The organism is Streptomyces graminilatus, from assembly GCF_001418565.1.
Taxonomy (GTDB): Bacteria; Actinomycetota; Actinomycetes; order Streptomycetales; family Streptomycetaceae; genus Streptomyces; species Streptomyces graminilatus.
In genome coordinates this window covers 1-17176 of sequence record NZ_LIQQ01000067.1, presented here as the reverse complement: position 1 = coordinate 17176, position 17176 = coordinate 1, and the positions used below count along the sequence as shown (strand labels likewise).

The 17176-nt window shown below is 68.8% G+C and carries 14 protein-coding genes; 9 read left to right on the top strand and 5 right to left on the bottom strand.

Going from position 1 to position 17176, the window contains the following annotated elements:
• Positions 1-68 precede the first annotated feature (68 nt).
• The 4 genes from AOK08_RS07280 to aceE form a co-directional block, all read right to left on the bottom strand.
• Complete coding sequence (locus tag AOK08_RS07280; protein ID WP_055524626.1) at positions 69-920, bottom strand: DUF4429 domain-containing protein; 852 nt, start codon at positions 918-920, stop codon at positions 69-71.
• A gap of 67 nt (positions 921-987) precedes the next feature.
• Positions 988-2232: an alpha/beta hydrolase gene (locus AOK08_RS07275; RefSeq protein ID WP_055524625.1), complete on the bottom strand. Its 1245-nt coding sequence runs from the start codon at positions 2230-2232 to the stop codon at positions 988-990.
• A 381-nt stretch (positions 2233-2613) separates the two neighbouring features.
• On the bottom strand, positions 2614-3375 hold the full coding sequence (locus tag AOK08_RS07270; RefSeq protein WP_055524624.1) for a potassium channel family protein: 762 nt from the start codon (positions 3373-3375) through the stop codon (positions 2614-2616).
• A gap of 152 nt (positions 3376-3527) precedes the next feature.
• Positions 3528-6260: a pyruvate dehydrogenase (acetyl-transferring), homodimeric type gene (gene aceE, locus AOK08_RS07265; protein ID WP_055524623.1), complete on the bottom strand. Its 2733-nt coding sequence runs from the start codon at positions 6258-6260 to the stop codon at positions 3528-3530.
• Positions 6261-6738: 478 nt separating this feature from the next.
• Here aceE and AOK08_RS07260 point away from each other — a divergent pair, with 478 nt between their 5' ends.
• The 6 genes from AOK08_RS07260 (at position 6739) to AOK08_RS07235 (ending at position 11449) form a co-directional block, all read left to right on the top strand.
• Positions 6739-7176, top strand: a complete 438-nt coding sequence (locus AOK08_RS07260) for a DUF3052 domain-containing protein (protein WP_055524622.1) — start codon at positions 6739-6741, stop codon at positions 7174-7176.
• Between the two features lie 254 nt (positions 7177-7430).
• Positions 7431-7889, top strand: a complete 459-nt coding sequence (locus tag AOK08_RS07255) for a peroxiredoxin (protein WP_055524621.1) — start codon at positions 7431-7433, stop codon at positions 7887-7889.
• Positions 7890-8011: 122 nt separating this feature from the next.
• Positions 8012-8587, top strand: a complete 576-nt coding sequence (locus AOK08_RS07250; RefSeq protein ID WP_055524620.1) for a TerD family protein — start codon at positions 8012-8014, stop codon at positions 8585-8587.
• A gap of 231 nt (positions 8588-8818) precedes the next feature.
• Positions 8819-9394, top strand: coding sequence for a TerD family protein (locus AOK08_RS07245; protein ID WP_055524619.1), 576 nt, complete (start codon positions 8819-8821; stop codon positions 9392-9394).
• A gap of 50 nt (positions 9395-9444) precedes the next feature.
• A complete protein-coding gene (locus tag AOK08_RS07240) occupies positions 9445-10593 on the top strand; it encodes a DUF475 domain-containing protein (protein ID WP_055524618.1) in 1149 nt (382 codons plus the stop codon).
• A gap of 118 nt (positions 10594-10711) precedes the next feature.
• Positions 10712-11449, top strand: coding sequence for a TerD family protein (locus AOK08_RS07235; RefSeq protein WP_055524617.1), 738 nt, complete (start codon positions 10712-10714; stop codon positions 11447-11449).
• Between the two features lie 138 nt (positions 11450-11587).
• On the opposite strand, the gene AOK08_RS07230 is transcribed toward AOK08_RS07235, so the two are convergent.
• The gene (locus AOK08_RS07230) at positions 11588-12352 is read right to left on the bottom strand and encodes a TerD family protein (RefSeq protein ID WP_055524616.1); all 765 of its coding nucleotides are present in this window, start codon (positions 12350-12352) and stop codon (positions 11588-11590) included.
• 207 nt (positions 12353-12559) lie between these two features.
• On the opposite strand from AOK08_RS07230, the gene AOK08_RS07225 reads away from it, so the two are divergent.
• From AOK08_RS07225 to AOK08_RS07215, 3 genes are read left to right on the top strand one after another with little or no spacing between them, the layout of a single operon-like run.
• Entirely contained in the window at positions 12560-13735 is a 1176-nt protein-coding gene (locus AOK08_RS07225) for an HpcH/HpaI aldolase/citrate lyase family protein (RefSeq protein ID WP_055524615.1), read from the top strand.
• A 40-nt stretch (positions 13736-13775) separates the two neighbouring features.
• On the top strand, positions 13776-16271 hold the full coding sequence (locus AOK08_RS07220) for a phosphoribosyltransferase (protein ID WP_055524614.1): 2496 nt from the start codon (positions 13776-13778) through the stop codon (positions 16269-16271).
• Positions 16268-17080, top strand: a complete 813-nt coding sequence (locus AOK08_RS07215) for an HAD family hydrolase (protein ID WP_055524613.1) — start codon at positions 16268-16270, stop codon at positions 17078-17080. The genes AOK08_RS07220 and AOK08_RS07215 overlap by 4 nt, the downstream gene beginning before the upstream one ends.
• The last annotated feature ends 96 nt before the right edge of the window (positions 17081-17176 follow it).

Sequence of the window (17176 nt, the reverse complement as noted above, 5' to 3'; positions counted from 1 at the left end):
GCGTGGGCGCGACAAGCCACAACGGACCCGCACCCGCCAACGCACCCAACCCACCCCCCGGCAGGCGCCTACAACTCCGCCAGCAACTCCGCCTTCTTGACGGAAAACTCCTCCTCCGTCACCAACCCCGCCTCGTACAACTGCCCAAGATGCCGAATCCGCTCGGCGACATCCGCGGGATCACGCCGCCCGGTGTTCGCCTGAGCGGCAACCGCCACCGCCCCACCCGCCGAGCGAACCCCCGCCAGCACCGCCGCCGCGAACGGCAACGACTCGTGCACAGGCCCGTATCCCAGCCCGAACACCACCGACGCGGGGTCCTGGTCGACCGGCACAACAGAAGAATCGGTACGCCTGAGCAGCCGCAGATGGCCCTCGAACACCTCGGGCGACCGCCACTCCACCCCACTCAGGTCGGCGACCGGGAACGTCTGGTCGCCGGCCTTCCACTTCGCCGACGACGCCCCCGTCCAGAACCACCGGAAGGACACGGCCCGTCCGTCGAAGGACGCCTTCGCGTCGTACGCCTTGAATGCCCGAGGCAGCTCGGGGGCGGCCACCAAAAACCTTTCAGCAGGCCCCTGTTGGGTCAGCCGCGACCGCAGCTCGTCGGCGTAGTACTCGGCGAGCGTCTCCCGCTCGGCCGGCAGCACCAGCCGGTACGGATCGCAGGCGTCCTTGAGCTGACCGTCGGCCGCCTCCATCAACGGGTCGGCGCCCGGGCGGGGTTCGGCGCGCAAGACCACCGTTCCGCGCCTGCCCGGGGTCAGTGTCACCCCCGCGATCGCCTCCAGGGGGATACGGCGTTCGCCGAGTGCCTGGAACAACTTCGGCGTACGGATGCCCCGTTCGAAGCGGATGACCACGGAGTCGGTCTCGAACTCCCAGGCGGCATGAAATCCGGCCAGTACGTCACCCATGCGGCTCATCGTATGCGGCGCGAGCTTCATAGTCCCCTCCCCGGGCCCACCGTGAATTCTGCGTCCTCTACGCGCGTCCGGCCATAGCCCCGCCGGACAAATCCTTCAGACACACGTCATCCTTGCGGTCCCGCTGCTCGGTGTGGTCCTGCTGGGCGCACCGCACGGCGTCGAACGCGCCGACGCCGATCTCCGCGAAGTTCTCCAGACTCTCCGTACCCGGCTCGAAATAGCCGGCGTGCCCCTTCGCGCCCCGCGCCGACAGCACCCGCGCGCCGAACGCCGACGACACCGGATCGGCGCCGTGCCCGAGGCCGCCGACCTCCAGGTGAGGCACGTCCCGGATCCAGTCGTCGGAGTCCCGCATCGCCCACACCCGGGCGTCGGTGTGCAGCCCCCCGGCGTTCTCGACGCGCATACCGGGGCTGCCGGCCACCGCGATGTCGGTCACCCGGCGCGGCAGCGCGTGCGCGGCGACACCGCACACCACCGAGCCGTAGCTGTGGCAGTACAGGGCGACCGGCGCCCGGCCGGGCAGCCCGCGCAACAGCGCGTTCAGCCGCAGCGCCCCGGAGTCGGCGCGCATCGCCGTCGCCGCGTCCATGCCGAGTCCGTTGGGCGCGGTGTAGTCGGCCCAGGCGATCACGGCGGTACGGGTCGAGGGGCTCGCCTTCCGTTCCGCGCGGTACAGCGCCGTGGCCATGCCGACGGGCGCCGAGTACTTGCGGTTGGTCCGCTGGAAGGTGAGGACGTCGGTGTCGACGCCCGGGATCACGACCGATACGCGCCGCGCCTTGTCGAGGTCGCCGAAGACCTCGGCGACCCGCCCCGAGCCCTCGGGGTCGAAGGCGAGGATCTGGCGGCCGTCCGCCAGCAGCGAGTCGAAGCGGTGCATGCGCCGCCCCGCCTCGTCCTGGCCGACGGCCGACAGCCGGTCGTCGTGCATCCGCGCCCGCTCGACCGCGCGGGCCGTGTGCAGCGCGACGCGGTTGGCGCGGTAGCGCAGGTCGACGGGCGCGCCGTTCATGTTGCCGAGCGCCAGCGGATAGCGGTGGACGAGCCGGCCCTGCTGCGCGTCGGTGAGCGAGGCGAAGAACCGGGCCAGCCGGGCCGGTGCCGCGTCCGGGTCGGGCAGCGCGTGGCCGCCGAGCCGTCCGTGCTCCCACGAGGAGAGCGACGCCTGGAGCGGCGAGGGGGCGCGATGGCCGCGGACCGCGGTCCATCCGGTCGCCGTGAGCATCACGAAGACCACGGCCAGCGCGAGCAGCGCGCGCCAGACGTTCAGTTGCGGGGAGGAGTCGAAGGAAGTCACTGAAAGGACACACTAGGAGAACGAGAGGGTCTCGCGGTAACCAAGTGACAGGGATCACGTTTCGATAACTGACCCTCGATAACTCGCTCTGTGCGCAAGCCGATACGAGGTGTCACGACGGTCGTGAGTGCCGACCGTCGCGCATGCGCCGCACATACGCCGCGCATATATCTATGGCCTGAGCGGCGGCGTTCCCTCATCAGGGTGACTTCGCTAAAGATTCCTCCCCTTCGGGACTCGGGACAGGTCACAGTTAGTCAAGTCCTCCGCACGACATGGTCTTTGCGACCTGACCGGAGGACGGCCGGGCCGCGGCGCGCTGCCGGAGGGGGACAGCGCGCCGGCGGGCCCGCCGAAGAGCGGAAGGCCTGACGAGGGGGCCTAACGAGGCTGTTCCTCGCTCACCATTTCCCTCGTGTCGCCCCTGACGGCCAGCGCGGCCACCTCGGCCCGCAGTGCCCGTACCTCGTCCGTCAACGCCTCGATCGCCGCCGTCTGGCGCCTCTCCTCCACGTCGTCCACCTCGAACCGGGAGATGAACCAGGCGGCGATGTTCGCGGTGACGAGACCGAGCAGCGCGATCCCGGACAGCATCAGCCCGACCGCGAGCATCCGGCCCATTCCGGTCGTCGGCGCGTGGTCCCCGTACCCCACTGTCGTCATCGTCGTGAACGACCACCACAGGGCGTCATCCAGCGTTCGGATGTTCCCCTCCGGCGACGCGCGTTCCACCGACAGCACGGCCAGTGAACCGAACATCAGCAGCCCCACCACGGCCCCGCCGACGTATGTCGTCAGCCGGATCTGGGACGCCATCTGGGCCCGCCGACCCACCAGTATCAGCGTGGAGACGACCCGCAGCAGCCTGAGCTGGAGCAGCGGCAACAGCACGGCGAACAGGTCCGGCCAGTGCTGTCGTACGTACTCCCGGCGCCGCTCGGCGAGAGCGATCCGGACGAGATAGTCGACCGCGAAGGCGCCCCACACCCCCCACTCCGCGAGCGTGCACGCGATCGCCACGGACCGGCTCGCGGGACTGTCCACGATCGGCACCGCATAGGCGACGGTGAACACAACAGCGAGCCCCATCAAAGGCCGCTGCGTAAACCGCTCCCAACGAGTCTGTGCCGACTGTTCGCTCATGCCCCGAATCGTAGAGCGAGGAAAGCGCCCCTGGAGGAGCCCCGAAGGGGCGCCCTCCAGGGGCGCGGGCCTGCGTCTATGTGCGGCTCCGCCGCGTGGGCGCGACCAGCACAACGGACCGTCAGCCGAAAAACCGCCCAACCCGCGGAGCGCTACGCGTCGCCGCCCGCGGCACCAGGATCGGCAGCCGCCACATCAAGCAACTGATACCGGTCGATCGCCTGCTTCAGCACCGAGCGGTCGACCTTCCCCTCCTTGGCCAGCTCGGTCAGCACAGCCACCACGATCGACTGAGCGTCGATGTGGAAGAACCGCCGCGCCGCCCCCCGCGTGTCCGCGAACCCGAACCCGTCCGCGCCCAACGACTGATAAGTACCGGGCACCCAGCGCGAGATCTGGTCCGGAACCGACCGCATCCAGTCGGACACGGCCACGAACGGCCCCTCGGCGGAGGCGAGCTTCCGCGTCACATAGGGGACGCGCTGCTCCTCCTCCGGATGCAGCAGGTTGTGCTGCTCCACCGCGACCGCCTCGCGCCGCAGCTCGTTCCAGGAGGTCGCCGACCAGACGTCCGCCTTGACGTTCCACTCCTCGGCGAGGATCCGCTGCGCCTGAAGCGCCCACGGCACCGCGACACCGGACGCGATGACCTGGGCCGGAATCGAGCCCGAAGTCCCTTGGCCCACACGGTGGATGCCCTTGAGGATGCCGTCGACGTCGACGTCCGCCGGCTCGGCCGGGTGCTGGATCGGCTCGTTGTAGACGGTCAGGTAGTAGAAGACGTCCTCGCTGTCGGGCCCGTACATCCGGCGCAGCCCGTCCTGCACGATGTACGCGATCTCGTACGAATACGCCGGGTCGTACGCCACACAGCCCGGGTTCGTCGAGGCGAGCAGCTGCGAGTGGCCGTCGGCGTGCTGGAGCCCCTCGCCGGTCAGAGTCGTACGGCCGGCGGTCGCTCCCAGTACGAAACCGCGCGCCAACTGGTCGGCCATCTGCCAGAACTGGTCGCCGGTGCGCTGGAAACCGAACATCGAGTAGAAGACGTAGACGGGGATCAACGGCTCGCCGTGCGTGGCGTACGCCGAACCCGCCGCGATCAGCGAGGCCGTGCAGCCCGCCTCCGAGATGCCGTCGTGCAGCATCTGGCCGGTCGGCGACTCCTTGTAGGCGAGGAGCAGTTCGCGGTCCACGGCCTCGTACTGCTGGCCGAGCGGGTTGTAGATCTTCGCGCTCGGGAAGAACGAGTCCATGCCGAACGTGCGGTACTCGTCCGGTGCGATCAGTACGAATCGCCTGCCGATCTCCTTGTCCCGCATGAGGTCCTTGAGCAGCCGGACGAACGCCATGGTCGTGGCGATCGACTGCTGACCCGAACCCTTCTTCACACTCGCGTACGTCTTCTCCTCCGGCAGAGCCAGCGGCTTGGCGCGGACGACGCGGGTGGGGACGTAACCGCCGAGCGACTTGCGGCGGTCGTGCATGTACTGGATCTCTTCCGAGTTCCGGCCCGGGTGGTAGTACGGCGGAGCGCCGCCCTCCAGCTCCTTGTCGGAGATCGGCAGATGGAGCCGGTCGCGGAAGCCCTTGAGGTCGGCCGCCGTCAGCTTCTTCATCTGGTGCGTGGCGTTGCGGCCCTCGAAGTTGGGGCCGAGCGTCCAGCCCTTGACCGTCTTGGCGAGGATGACGGTCGGCTGGCCCTTGTGCGCCTTGGCCGCCGCGAACGCCGCGAAGATCTTCCGGTGGTCGTGGCCGCCGCGGCCCAGGTGCAGCACCTGGTCGTCGGTCATGTTCTCGACCATCGCGCGCAGCCTGGAGTCGTCACCGAAGAAGTGGTCGCGAATGTACGCGCCCGTCTCGGTCGCGTACGTCTGGAACTGGCCGTCGGGGGTCGTGTTCATCTTGTTGACCAGCACGCCGTCCCGGTCCTGCGCGAGCAGCGGGTCCCAGCTCCGGTCCCAGACCAGCTTGACGACGTTCCAGCCGGCGCCCCGGAACTGCGACTCCAGCTCCTGGATGATCTTGCCGTTGCCGCGTACCGGGCCGTCGAGCCGCTGGAGGTTGCAGTTGACGACGAAGGTCAGGTTGTCGAGGCCCTCGCGCGCGGCGATCGACAGCTGGCCGAGCGACTCCGGCTCGTCCATCTCGCCGTCACCGAGGAACGCCCACACGTGCGACTTGGAGGTGTCCGCGATCCCGCGCGCCTCCATGTAGCGGTTCATCCGCGCCTGGAAGATCGCGCCGAGCGGGCCGAGGCCCATCGAGACGGTCGGGAACTCCCAGAAGTCCGGCATCAGGCGCGGGTGCGGGTACGAGGACAGCCCGTACGGCGCCTTCGACTTCTCCTGGCGGAACGCGTCGAGCTGCTGCTCGCTGAGCCGGTCGAGAAGGAACGCGCGGGCGTAGATACCGGGGGAGGCGTGGCCCTGGAAGAAGATCTGGTCGCCGCCGTCGCCCTCGTCCTTGCCCCGGAAGAAGTGGTTGAAGCCCACGTCGTAGAGGGAGGCGGAGGAGGCGAAGGTCGCGATGTGGCCGCCGACGCCGATCCCGGGCCGCTGGGCGCGCGAGACCATCACGGCCGCGTTCCACCGGGTCGCGTTGAGGATGCGGCGTTCGATCTCCTCGTTGCCGGGGAAGAAGGGCTCGTCCTTCGTCGCGATCGTGTTGACGTAGTCCGTGCTCCGCATCTCGGGCACCGCCACCCGCTTCTCGCGGGCGCGCTCGATCAGTCGCAGCATCAGATAGCGGGCCCGCTCCCGGCCGCGCTCGTCAACAGCGGCGTCGAGGGAGTCGAGCCATTCCTGGGTTTCCTCGGGGTCGAAGTCAGGAACCTGACTCGGAAGGCCGCCAATGATGATCGGGTTGCGATCTGATCCGGAAGCCACGCTGTTCCTTCGCTCTCGGAGGGCTTGGCCCGGGGCACGCACATGAGCCTGTCCCGGGGCCGCGAATGCACTGGCCCCATCGTGTACCCCGAGGCCGGGTACGTCACCTCTACCCAGAAGTAGTCCCGAGTGGTCCCGGTGAAGACCGCCGGGCCGGGTGTCCGCAGCCAAATCGCAACGATACGCCCAGTCCGTGACGTCTTCCGTAAAGCAATTCGGATCTCGCACGTATGTGTGAGAGGTTCGGGAGCCACTCGGGAGCAGCAAAACCGCAAAGCGGGCAGAATGGTGTGGTGTGGGTCACCGGTACCGGGGAGTCGCTGTCTGAAGTTGCGGCGACACCGCCAGGATCGTCACCGTTTCGGCGGTCTCGGCGGCCGGGTACTTGCGCGATCCGCCCCGCCCGTGTGGACTACGGCCAATGCTTCGCGCACGCGCGTGGCTGGACAATTCTCGAAACATGATCAGGAGGCAACCCGTGAGCGCGACCGCGGACCACGCGGAGGAGCGGACTAACCCTGCCGCAAGGCTGGGGTTCCAGCCCGAGCAGGTGGTCCAGGAGATCGGCTACGACGACGACGTCGACCAGGAGCTCCGCGAGGCCATTGAGGAAGTCATCGGCAGCGATCTCGTTGACGAGGAGTACGACGACGTCGCAGATGCCGTGGTGCTCTGGTTCCGCGACGATGACGGCGACCTGACCGATTCGCTGGTGGACGCCACCACGTACATCGAAGAAGGCGGCGCGATCCTGCTCCTCACGCCCAAGACGGGCCGTGACGGCTACGTGGAGCCGAGCGACATCTCTGAAGCCGCGACGACGGCGGGTCTGTCGGCGACGAAGAGCGTCAGCGTGGGCAAGGACTGGAGTGGCAGTCGGCTGGCGACGCCCAAGGCGGCGAAGTCGAAGAAGTAGCAGACCGTGTGCCGGAGCGGGCGTCCGCCGGGGGCCGCGGCCCCCGGAACCCCGCTTCGGCCTGAACGGCCCCGGCCCCGTCCCCAGACCCTCCGGACTCCCCGGACTCCCCGGACTCCCTGGATCTCCTGGACTCCCAGGACTCCCGGGATTCCTCCGGAGGGGGGATTCCCGGGCGGGCCGATACGACGACCCTCGGTGGGCGGTCACTAGGGTGTTCTCACCCGAACAGCCCATCGAAGGGATGCAGGATCATGGCGATCGAGGTCGGCGACAAGGCCCCGGACTTCGAACTCAAGGACAACCACGGCGCCACCGTGCGGCTCTCGGACTTCCGCGGCGCGAAGAACGTGGTGCTGCTCTTCTACCCCTTCGCCTTCACCGGCGTGTGCACCGGCGAACTCTGCGACCTGCGGGACAACCTGCCGAGGTTCTCCGACCGGGACACCCAGGTGCTCGCCGTCTCCAACGACTCCATCCACACCCTGCGCGTCTTCGGCGAGCAGGAGGGCCTCGAATACCCGCTGCTGTCCGACTTCTGGCCGCACGGCAACATTTCGCGCGCGTACGGCGTCTTCGACGAGGACAAGGGTTGTGCGGTGCGCGGGACCTTCATCATCGACAAGGAGGGCGTCGTGCGGTGGACCGTGGTCAACGGACTGCCGGACGCGCGTGACCTGAACGAGTACGTGAAGGCCCTCGACACCCTGTGATTCTTCGGTCCCGCCCCTGCGTGGAGCGGGAACCCGTCACTAGGATCGACACGTTGATCCGATACCGGCGCACGACGGGGCACACCGCCCCTGGACGCAGACGAGACACCAATGGAGGACTCGTGGGAGTCAGCCTCAGCAAGGGCGGCAACGTATCGCTGACCAAGGAGGCCCCGGGCCTCACCGCGGTCATCGTGGGTCTGGGTTGGGACATCCGCACCACCACCGGCACCGACTTCGACCTCGACGCCAGCGCGATCCTGACGAACGCGGACGGCAAGGTCAGTTCCGACGCCAACTTCGTGTTCTTCAACAACCTCAAGAGCCCGGACGGCTCGGTCGAGCACACCGGTGACAACACCACCGGTGAGGGCGAGGGCGACGACGAGCAGATCAAGGTCAACCTCGCGGCGGTCCCGGCCGACATCGACAAGATCGTGTTCCCGGTCTCGATCTACGACGCCGAGAACCGCCAGCAGTCCTTCGGCCAGGTGCGCAACGCGTTCATCCGCGTCGTGAACCAGGCCGGCGAGGTGGAGCTCGCCCGCTACGACCTCTCCGAGGACGCCTCGACGGAGACCGCCATGGTCTTCGGCGAGCTGTACCGGCACGGCGCGGAGTGGAAGTTCCGCGCCATCGGCCAGGGATACGCCTCGGGCCTGCGCGGCATCGCGCAGGACTTCGGCGTGAACGTCTGAGCACGCACGTCTGAGCACGCACGTCTGAGCACGCACGTCTGAGCACGCACGTCTGAACACGCACGTCTGAACATGCACGTCCGGGCCGGACTCGCTCCGGCTCACCCGTCGTCCGGTGCCGCGCCCCAGGTGCGGCGCCGGACGACGGGCCTGCCGTCGCCCGGTCGGGCGGGAGCGCGACGGCAGAACATGGGTACATCTGTTCGCATCACCTCGGGGAGGACCAGCAGCATGGGCGTCACGCTTGCCAAGGGGGGCAATGTCTCCCTCTCCAAAGCCGCACCGAACCTCACCCAGGTGTTGGTCGGTCTCGGCTGGGACGCGCGTTCCACCACCGGCGCGCCGTTCGACCTCGACGCCAGCGCGCTGCTGTGCGGTGGCGGACGTGTGCTCGGCGACGAGTGGTTCATCTTCTACAACCAGCTCACCAGCCCGGACGGCTCGGTCGAGCACACCGGCGACAACCTGACCGGTGAGGGCGAGGGCGACGACGAGTCGCTGATCATCGACCTCCCGAGGGTGCCGCTCGCCTGCGACAAAATCATTTTTCCGGTCTCGATCCACGACGCGGACAACCGCGGCCAGACCTTCGGGCAGGTCGGCAACGCGTTCATCCGGGTCGTCAACCAGGCCGACGGCCAGGAACTGGCGCGCTACGACCTGAGTGAGGACGCGTCGACCGAGACCGCCATGATCTTCGGCGAGTTGTACCGCTACCAGGGCGAGTGGAAGTTCCGTGCGGTTGGGCAGGGGTACGCGTCGGGGCTGAAGGGTATCGCTCTAGACTTCGGAGTCAACGTTTCGTAAAGCCGAGTCCGGCAGCGGGGGAGACCCGTAAACACACGATTGGGTAGCCAGTGATTCTGAAAACCTTCGGCTGGTCGTTCGCGGTCACCGCGATCGGCCTGGTCGCGGCGGTCTTCTACGGGGGGTGGACCGGGTTCGGGATCGTGGCGATCCTCTCCATCCTCGAAATCTCGCTGTCCTTCGACAACGCGGTGGTCAACGCCGGAATTCTGAAGAAGATGAGTGCCTTCTGGCAGAAGATCTTCCTCACCGTCGGTGTTGTCATCGCCGTCTTCGGTATGCGGCTCGTCTTCCCCGTCGTGATCGTGGCGATCAGTGCCAAGATCGGTCCGATAGACGCCGTCGACCTCGCGCTCAACAACAAGGATCACTACCAGCAACTGGTCACCGACGCCCACCCGGCGATCGCCGCGTTCGGTGGCATGTTCCTGTTGATGATCTTCCTCGACTTCATTTTCGAGGACCGGGACATTCAGTGGCTCGGCTGGCTGGAACGCCCCCTCGCCAAGCTCGGCAAGGTCGACATGCTGTCGGTCTGCATCGCCCTGATCGTGCTCATGGTCACCGCCATGACCTTCGCGACCAACGCCCACCAGCACGGTGGCGCCCATGTCGACAAGGCGCAGACGGTTCTCATCTCCGGTATCGCCGGCCTGATCACGTACATGATCGTCGGCGGGCTCTCCGGCTACTTCGAGGACCGGCTGGAGGAAGAGGAGGAACGTGAGCACGAGGAGGAGGAAGAGGCCGAGCGCTCCGGCAAGAAGAAGCCGGCCGTCGTCCTCGCCGGCCAGGCCGCGTTCTTCATGTTCCTCTACCTCGAGGTGCTCGACGCGTCCTTCTCCTTCGACGGTGTGATCGGCGCCTTCGCCATCACCAACGACATCGTGCTGATGGCCCTGGGCCTCGGTATCGGCGCCATGTACGTCCGGTCGCTCACGGTCTACCTGGTCCGCCAGGGCACCCTCGACGACTACGTCTACCTGGAGCACGGCGCGCACTACGCGATCGGCGCCCTCGCCGCCATCCTGCTCGTCACCATCCAGTACCAGATCCACGAGGTCATCACCGGCCTGGTGGGTGTCGTCCTGATCGGCTGGTCCTTCTGGTCCTCCGTGCGCCGCAACACCAGGCTGGCAGCGGCAGAGGGAAAAGCGACGGCCTCGGACGAGAAGACTGAGGTGTCGTCCGGGGTGTGACAACCTCCTGTGTGAGGAACGCTCTGAGCGGGGCGGCTACGAGGAATCGTCCTCGTCGGCCGCCCCGCGGCGTTGACGTGACGGACGAATGTGCGGGGGTTGGACGGGTGGGGGCGGGATGAGTTTCTGGGACGACCTGTGGCGCGGCCGTACGACGGACTTCGACGCCGGCAGCGCGGCGAGCAACTCCATCGAGCTATCCAAACGGCATCAGCGGGTGTCGCTCACCAAGCAGGGCGCGGCGACCGGTCATCTGCGCATCAACCTGTCCTGGCGGATGCGTACGTCGGACATCGGCGGCCCCAAGCGGCAGAGCCTGTGGCGGCACCCCTTCCAGGCCCTGAAGCCGGAGGCGGTCCAGGGACACACCCAGAGCATGGTCAACGTCGACCTCGACCTGGGCATCCTCTACGAGCTCGCGGACGGCACCAAGGGCGTCGTACAGCCCCTGGGCGGGTTCCTCGGCGAGACGAACGCCCCGCCGTACGTCAAGCTCAGCGGGGACGACCGGTTCGGGTCGGCGTCCGGGGAGACGGCGTACGTCAATCTCGACCACCGGGACGAGATCAAGCGGCTGCTGGTGTTCGTCTACATCTACGACCAGACGCCGGCGTTCGACCGGACCCACGCGGTCGTGACGCTCTACCCGAGCAACGGGCCGCGGATCGAGATAGGGCTCGACGAGCGGCACTCGCAGGCACGGTCCTGTGCGGTGGTGATGATCGAGAACGTGAAGAACGAGTTGATCGTGCGGCGGGAGGTCAAGTTCGTCTACGGGTTTCAGGCGGAGCTCGACCGGTTGTACGGGTGGGGGTTGCAGTGGGGCCGGGGGTACAAAACAAAGGCTGAGCGTTGACCTTCGGGTGCGGCGCCGTCGTGGCTGGTCGCGCAGTTCCCCGCGCCCCTGAAAGCAGGTCCGCGCGCCCCGGAGGAAGCAGTACCCCGCGCCCCCAAAAGGCAGGTCACCGCGCCCCCGGGAAAAGGGGCGCTTCCCCTACCGTCCGATGAACTGTGGGCCCTGCGGTGGGAAGCTGAAGTCCTGGGCCGGGGATGTGATCACCGGTTGGGGATAGCCGTATGCGGGTTGGCTGGTGGGCTGGGGGTAGCCGTAGGTCTGCTGGGGAGGGAGCGTGGGTGGGTGCTGGACCGTGGTGATCGCCGAGGTGTCCGTGGGCGGGGCGTCCGTGGTGTCCGGGAACGGTTCCCCGGCCGACGGCGGGTCCTCCACCGAGATGCCGAAGTCGGTGGCCAGGCCCTCCAGGCCGTTCGAATAGCCCTCGCCCAGGGCGCGGAACTTCCAGCCCTCGCCGCGCCGGTACAGCTCGCCGCAGATCAGCGCCGTCTCCTCGCCCGTCTGCGGGGTGATGTCGAAGTACGCCAGCGGTTCGCCGTCCGAGACGGCGCCGTCGTACAGCACGATGCGCAGGGACCGTACGCGGTCGAAGGGCGCGCCGTCCGCCGAGGCGACCAGCAGAATCTGTCCGACTCCTGACTCGACACCTGCCAGATCCGTATGGATCGTGTCGGTCAGACCCTCGGCCACCCGTTTCTTGCCGAGGCGCCAGACCTTGCCCGAGGGGTGGCGGGGCTGGTTGTAGAAGACGAAGTCCTCGTCGGAGCGCACACGACCGTCGGGGCCGAGGAGCAGCGCCGAGGCATCGACATCCGGAACCCCCTGCCCGGGCGTCCAGCGCAGCACGGCGCGCACCGTCGTGGCTTCGAGCGGGACGTTCGACCCCTTCAGCATCGCGTGCGTCATGCGGTCATCCTGCCCTCTCGGTCCTGGTCACGACAACGCGGGGGGTATCGATTCTGCTTGTTCGCGTTACCTGAACTTCATTCTCGGTGGGAACCCCTGACATGGATCCCTACGTACTATTACCGGCCACCCATCACCATTCGACCGAGACTCGATCATCGGTCGGTCACCACTCGATCGGCCGTCCAGCCGGCACGGGGGAAATACATGCGTCATTTCGGGCACATCGCCCCTGAGGTACGGCAGCGCCTGTTCCACCAGGAGCCCTGCGAGTTCACCGCCGACTCCCCGGCCCGCCTGCTCGCCACGGCCCTCGGGGCCACTCTCTACAGCCCGGCCACCCGGCCGCGCCTGGCCGACGCCATCGTCAAACAGGTCGCGCGCGGTGTCGTCTCCATGGTGGTCTGCCTGGAGGACTCGATCGACGACTCCGAGGTCGCGGCCGCCGAGGAGAACCTGGTGCGGGAGTTCGGCGTGCTCGCCGAGCGCCCCGACGCCGCCACCGGGCTGCCGCTGCTGTTCATCCGGGTCCGTACGCCCGGACAGATCCCCGACCTCGTACAGCGCCTCGGGCCCTCCGTCCGGCTGCTCTCCGGGTTCGTGATGCCGAAGTTCACCGAGGAGAGCGGGACGCCGTTCCTTGAGGCCCTCGCCGACGCCGAGGCCGCCAGCGGTCACCGTCTGTTCGGCATGCCGGTGCTCGAATCGCCCGAGCTGATGTTCCGGGAGACCCGCGTGGAGACCCTGGAGGGCATCTCCCGCGCCGTCGACAAGTACCGCGACCGCGTCCTCGCCCTGCGCCTCGGCGTCACCGACTTCTGCTCCTCGTACGGGCTGCGCCGGGCCCCGGACATGACCGCGTACGACGTCCACGTCGTCGCCTCCGTCATCGCCGACGTCGTCAACATGCTGGGGCGGGCCGACGGCACCGGGTACACCGTCACCGGGCCCGTCTGGGAGTACTTCCGGGTCCAGGAGCGCATGTTCAAGCCGCAGCTGCGCCGCAGCCCCTTCCTGGAGGGCCAGGCCGAGGAACTGCGTGAGACGCTTATCGAGCACGCCATGGACGGGCTGCTCCGCGAGATCAGTCTCGACCAGGCCAACGGTCTGCTCGGCAAGACCTGCATCCACCCCTCGCATGTCGCGCCCGTGCACACCCTGTCCGTGGTCAGTCACGAGGAGTTCAGCGACGCGCAGGACATCCTGCGTCCCGAGCGCTGCGGCGGAGGTGTTCTGAGGTCGGCGTACACGAACAAGATGAACGAGGTGAAGCCGCACCGGGCCTGGGCGGAGCGGACCCTGCTGCGCGCCGAGGTCTTCGGTGTCGCCAACGAGGACGTCGGCTTCGTGGAGCTGCTCACCGCCGGAATCCCCGACTGCTGATCCGCCCGTCATCCCTCCGATCAACATCCACTAGGGACTCATGAACAACGCAGTGCACAACGGGGTCTGGTCCGGGACCTGGGTCGCCGAACGGCTCGGGGTCGAGCTGGTCGGCGGCGACGACCTGCGCGACATGCTCGGTCTCGCCCTGCGGCGCAACCCCAGGCGGGCGCACCTGCTGGTGTCGAACGTGCTCGGCAAGCACGTCCCGCAGTCGCCCGCCCTCGTCCACGGCCACGGAGTCGCCCTCGGCGAACGGGTGCGCGAGCTGCTGGGAGCCGACGAGTCCCGGCGCGCCGTCGTCCTCGGGTACGCCGAGACGGCCACCGGGCTCGGGCACTGTGTCGCCGACGGTGTGGGCCTCGCGCCCTACCTCCACTCCACCCGCCGCCCGGTCGACGGTGTGGCCCGGGCGGGCGGCTTCGAGGAGTCCCACTCGCACGCCACCTCCCACCTCCTCCTCCCGGAGAACCCCGCCCTGCTGGCCGGCCCCGGCCCACTGGTCCTCGTCGACGACGAGTTCTCCACCGGCAACACCGTCCTCAACACCATCCGCGCCCTCCACGACCGCTACCCGCGCGACCGGTACGTCATAGTCACCCTCGTCGACATGCGCTCGCCGGCGGACCAGGCCCGCCTGGCGGACTTCGCCCAGGAGATCGGCGCCCAGGTGGACCTGGTGGCAGCGGCCAGGGGCACCGTGACCCTGCCCGATGGGGTGCTGGAAAAGGGCCAGGCACTTGTAGCCGACCACGAGTGTCCCCACCCAGGGGCGCGGGGAACTGCGCGACAAGCCCCCACCGGACCGCACCCGCCGAACAACCGCTCAACCCGAGTCGATCTGCGCTGGCCCTCCCGCCTGCCGGACGGCGCCCGCCACGGCTTCACGCCCGGGCACCGAATACGCATGGAGGCCGCGCTCCCCGCGATGGCGGCAAGGCTCGCCGAGAGCCTCCCCGCCGACGCCCGCCGCGTCCTCGTCCTCGGCTTCGAGGAACTGATGTACGCCCCCCTGCGCCTCGCCCTGGAGCTGGAGCGGACGCTGGGGCAGACGGTGGAGGGCGCCGAGGTCCGCTACTCGACGACCACCCGCTCACCCGTCCTGGCCGTGGACGACCCCGGGTACGCGATCCGCACCCGCCTCGTCTTCCCCGCCCACGACAACCCGGCCGACGGACCCGGTGACCGCTACGCCTACAACGTGGCCGGCGCCGGTTTCGACGCCATCGTCGCGGTCGTGGACTCCGTCGCCGACACACCCGAACTGCACGCCCCCGACGGCCTGTTGGCCACGCTCGCCGCACACACACCGCACGTCGTGCTCGCCGTCGTCCCGTCCTACGTACCCGCACTCCCGCACGTCTCCGAAAGGCCCCGCATGCTGCCTGAGCCCCTCCGCGGACCCGCGTTCTCCTCGTACCCACCGGACGAGGTCGGGTGGCTGCTGCGGGACCTCTCGGACGTCAGCCTGGAGGCGCCCACCGAGGAGCGCGAGGAGGCAATCCAGGCCGGCGGCGCCCACTACGCCGAGTCGCTGCCGGTCGAGTACCAGCCCAGCGACCAGTACCAGGAGCTGTTCCGCGCCGCCCTCGACACCTCCGCCGCCCGTATCGCCCAAGCCGTGGGCGCCGTGACGGAGTTGGTGCTCGCCGAACGGTCACCGCGTCCGGTGCTCGTGTCGCTGGCCCGCGCCGGAACGCCCGTCGGGGCCCTGATGCGCCGCTGGGCCCAGCACCGCCACGGGCTCGAACTGCCCCACTACGCCGTGTCGATCGTCCGGGGCCGGGGCATCGACGCCAACGCGCTGCGCTGGCTGGCCGCCCACCACGACCCCGCCGACGTCGTGTTCGTCGACGGCTGGACCGGCAAGGGTGCCATCACCCGTGAACTCGCCGACGCCATCGAGGAGTTCGAGGCCTCCGACGGCATCACCGGCTTCGACCCGGAGATCGCGGTCCTCGCCGACCCCGGCTCCTGCGTCCGTACGTACGGCACCCGCGAGGACTTCCTCATCCCCTCCGCCTGCCTCAACTCCACGGTGTCCGGCCTGATTTCGCGGACCGTGCTGCGCGCGGACCTGGTCGGCCCGAACGACTTCCACGGCGCCAAGTTCTACCGCGAGCTCGCCGGGGCCGACGTCTCGCTGGACTTCCTCGACGCCGTCGCCGCCCGCTTCCCCGAGGTCGCGGACGCCGTCGACGCCTCGGTGAAGGAACTGCTCGCCGCCGACCGCTCCCCGACCTGGGAGGGCTGGGCGGCGGTCGAGCGGATCAGCGAGGAGTACGAGATCCACGACGTGAACCTCGTCAAGCCCGGCGTCGGCGAGACGACCCGGGTGCTGCTGCGCCGCGTCCCCTGGAAGATCCTGGCCCGCGCCGGAGCGGGCGCCGACCTCGACCACGTACGCCTGCTCGCCGAGCAGCGGGGCGTACCCGTCGAGGAGGTGGCCGAACTCCCGTACACCTGCGTCGGGTTGATCCACCCCAAGTACACGCGGGGCGCGACCGGTGCCGACGGCAAGGCGGTGTCGGTATGAGTCCTGTCCTTGTCGCCAGCGACCTCGACCGTACGCTCATCTACTCCGCCGGGGCCCTCGCGCTGACCATGCCGGACGCCCGCGCGCCCCGGCTGCTCTGCGTCGAGGTGCACGAGACCCGGCCGCTGTCGTACATGACGGAGACGGCCGCCGGACTGCTCACCGAACTCGGGGACGAGGCCGTGTTCGTGCCGACGACGACCCGGACCCGTAAGCAGTATCTGCGCATCAACCTGCCGGGTCCGGCGCCGAAGTACGCGATCTGCGCGAACGGGGGTCACATCCTCGTCGACGGTGTCGCCGACGAGGACTGGCACGCGCGCGTGCAGGCACGGCTCGCGGACGAGTGCGCGCCGCTGGACGAGGTGCGGGAGCATCTCGAAGCCACCGCCGATCCGCTCTGGGTGCGCAAGCACCGGATCGCCGAGGACTACTTCGCCTACCTCGTCGTCGAGCGTGAGCTGCTGCCCGAGGAGTGGGTGAAGGAGCTCGCCGTCTGGGCGGAGGTTCGCGGGTGGACGGTGTCCCTTCAGGGGCGCAAGATCTACGCCGTCCCGAAGCCGCTCACCAAGAGTGCGGCCATGCGGGAGGTCGCCCGGCGGACGGGGGCGACGCTCACTCTCGCCGCCGGTGACTCGCTTCTCGACGCGGATCTGCTGCTGGCCGCGGATCGGGGGTGGCGGCCCGGGCACGGGGAGCTGGCGGAGACCGAATGGACCGCGGGGACGGTCGGGGTGCTTCCTGAGCGGGGGGTCGCTGCGGGGGAGCGGATTCTTCGGGAGTTCTTGCGGGCCGTGCGGGAGAACTAGCGTTCGGCTTGGGGGCGTGGGGTTGTTGGGTGGGTGCGGCGCCCGTCGGGGCTGGGCGCGCAGTTCCCCGCGCCCCTAAGGAGGGCGCTGCGCGCC

Excerpts from the sequence above, each read along its gene's own strand:
- AOK08_RS07215 (WP_055524613.1), top strand. The coding sequence starts at position 16,268 with ATGAGTCCTGTCCTTGTCGCCAGCGACCTCGACCGTACGCTCATCTAC.
- AOK08_RS07270 (WP_055524624.1), bottom strand. The coding sequence starts at position 3,375 with ATGAGCGAACAGTCGGCACAGACTCGTTGGGAGCGGTTTACGCAGCGG.
- AOK08_RS07220 (WP_055524614.1), top strand. The coding sequence starts at position 13,776 with ATGAACAACGCAGTGCACAACGGGGTCTGGTCCGGGACCTGGGTCGCC.
- AOK08_RS07280 (WP_055524626.1), bottom strand. The coding sequence starts at position 920 with ATGGGTGACGTACTGGCCGGATTTCATGCCGCCTGGGAGTTCGAGACC.
- AOK08_RS07245 (WP_055524619.1), top strand. The coding sequence starts at position 8,819 with ATGGGCGTCACGCTTGCCAAGGGGGGCAATGTCTCCCTCTCCAAAGCC.
- AOK08_RS07235 (WP_055524617.1), top strand. The coding sequence starts at position 10,712 with ATGAGTTTCTGGGACGACCTGTGGCGCGGCCGTACGACGGACTTCGAC.
- AOK08_RS07255 (WP_055524621.1), top strand. The coding sequence starts at position 7,431 with ATGGCGATCGAGGTCGGCGACAAGGCCCCGGACTTCGAACTCAAGGAC.
- AOK08_RS07230 (WP_055524616.1), bottom strand. The coding sequence starts at position 12,352 with ATGACGCACGCGATGCTGAAGGGGTCGAACGTCCCGCTCGAAGCCACG.
- AOK08_RS07225 (WP_055524615.1), top strand. The coding sequence starts at position 12,560 with ATGCGTCATTTCGGGCACATCGCCCCTGAGGTACGGCAGCGCCTGTTC.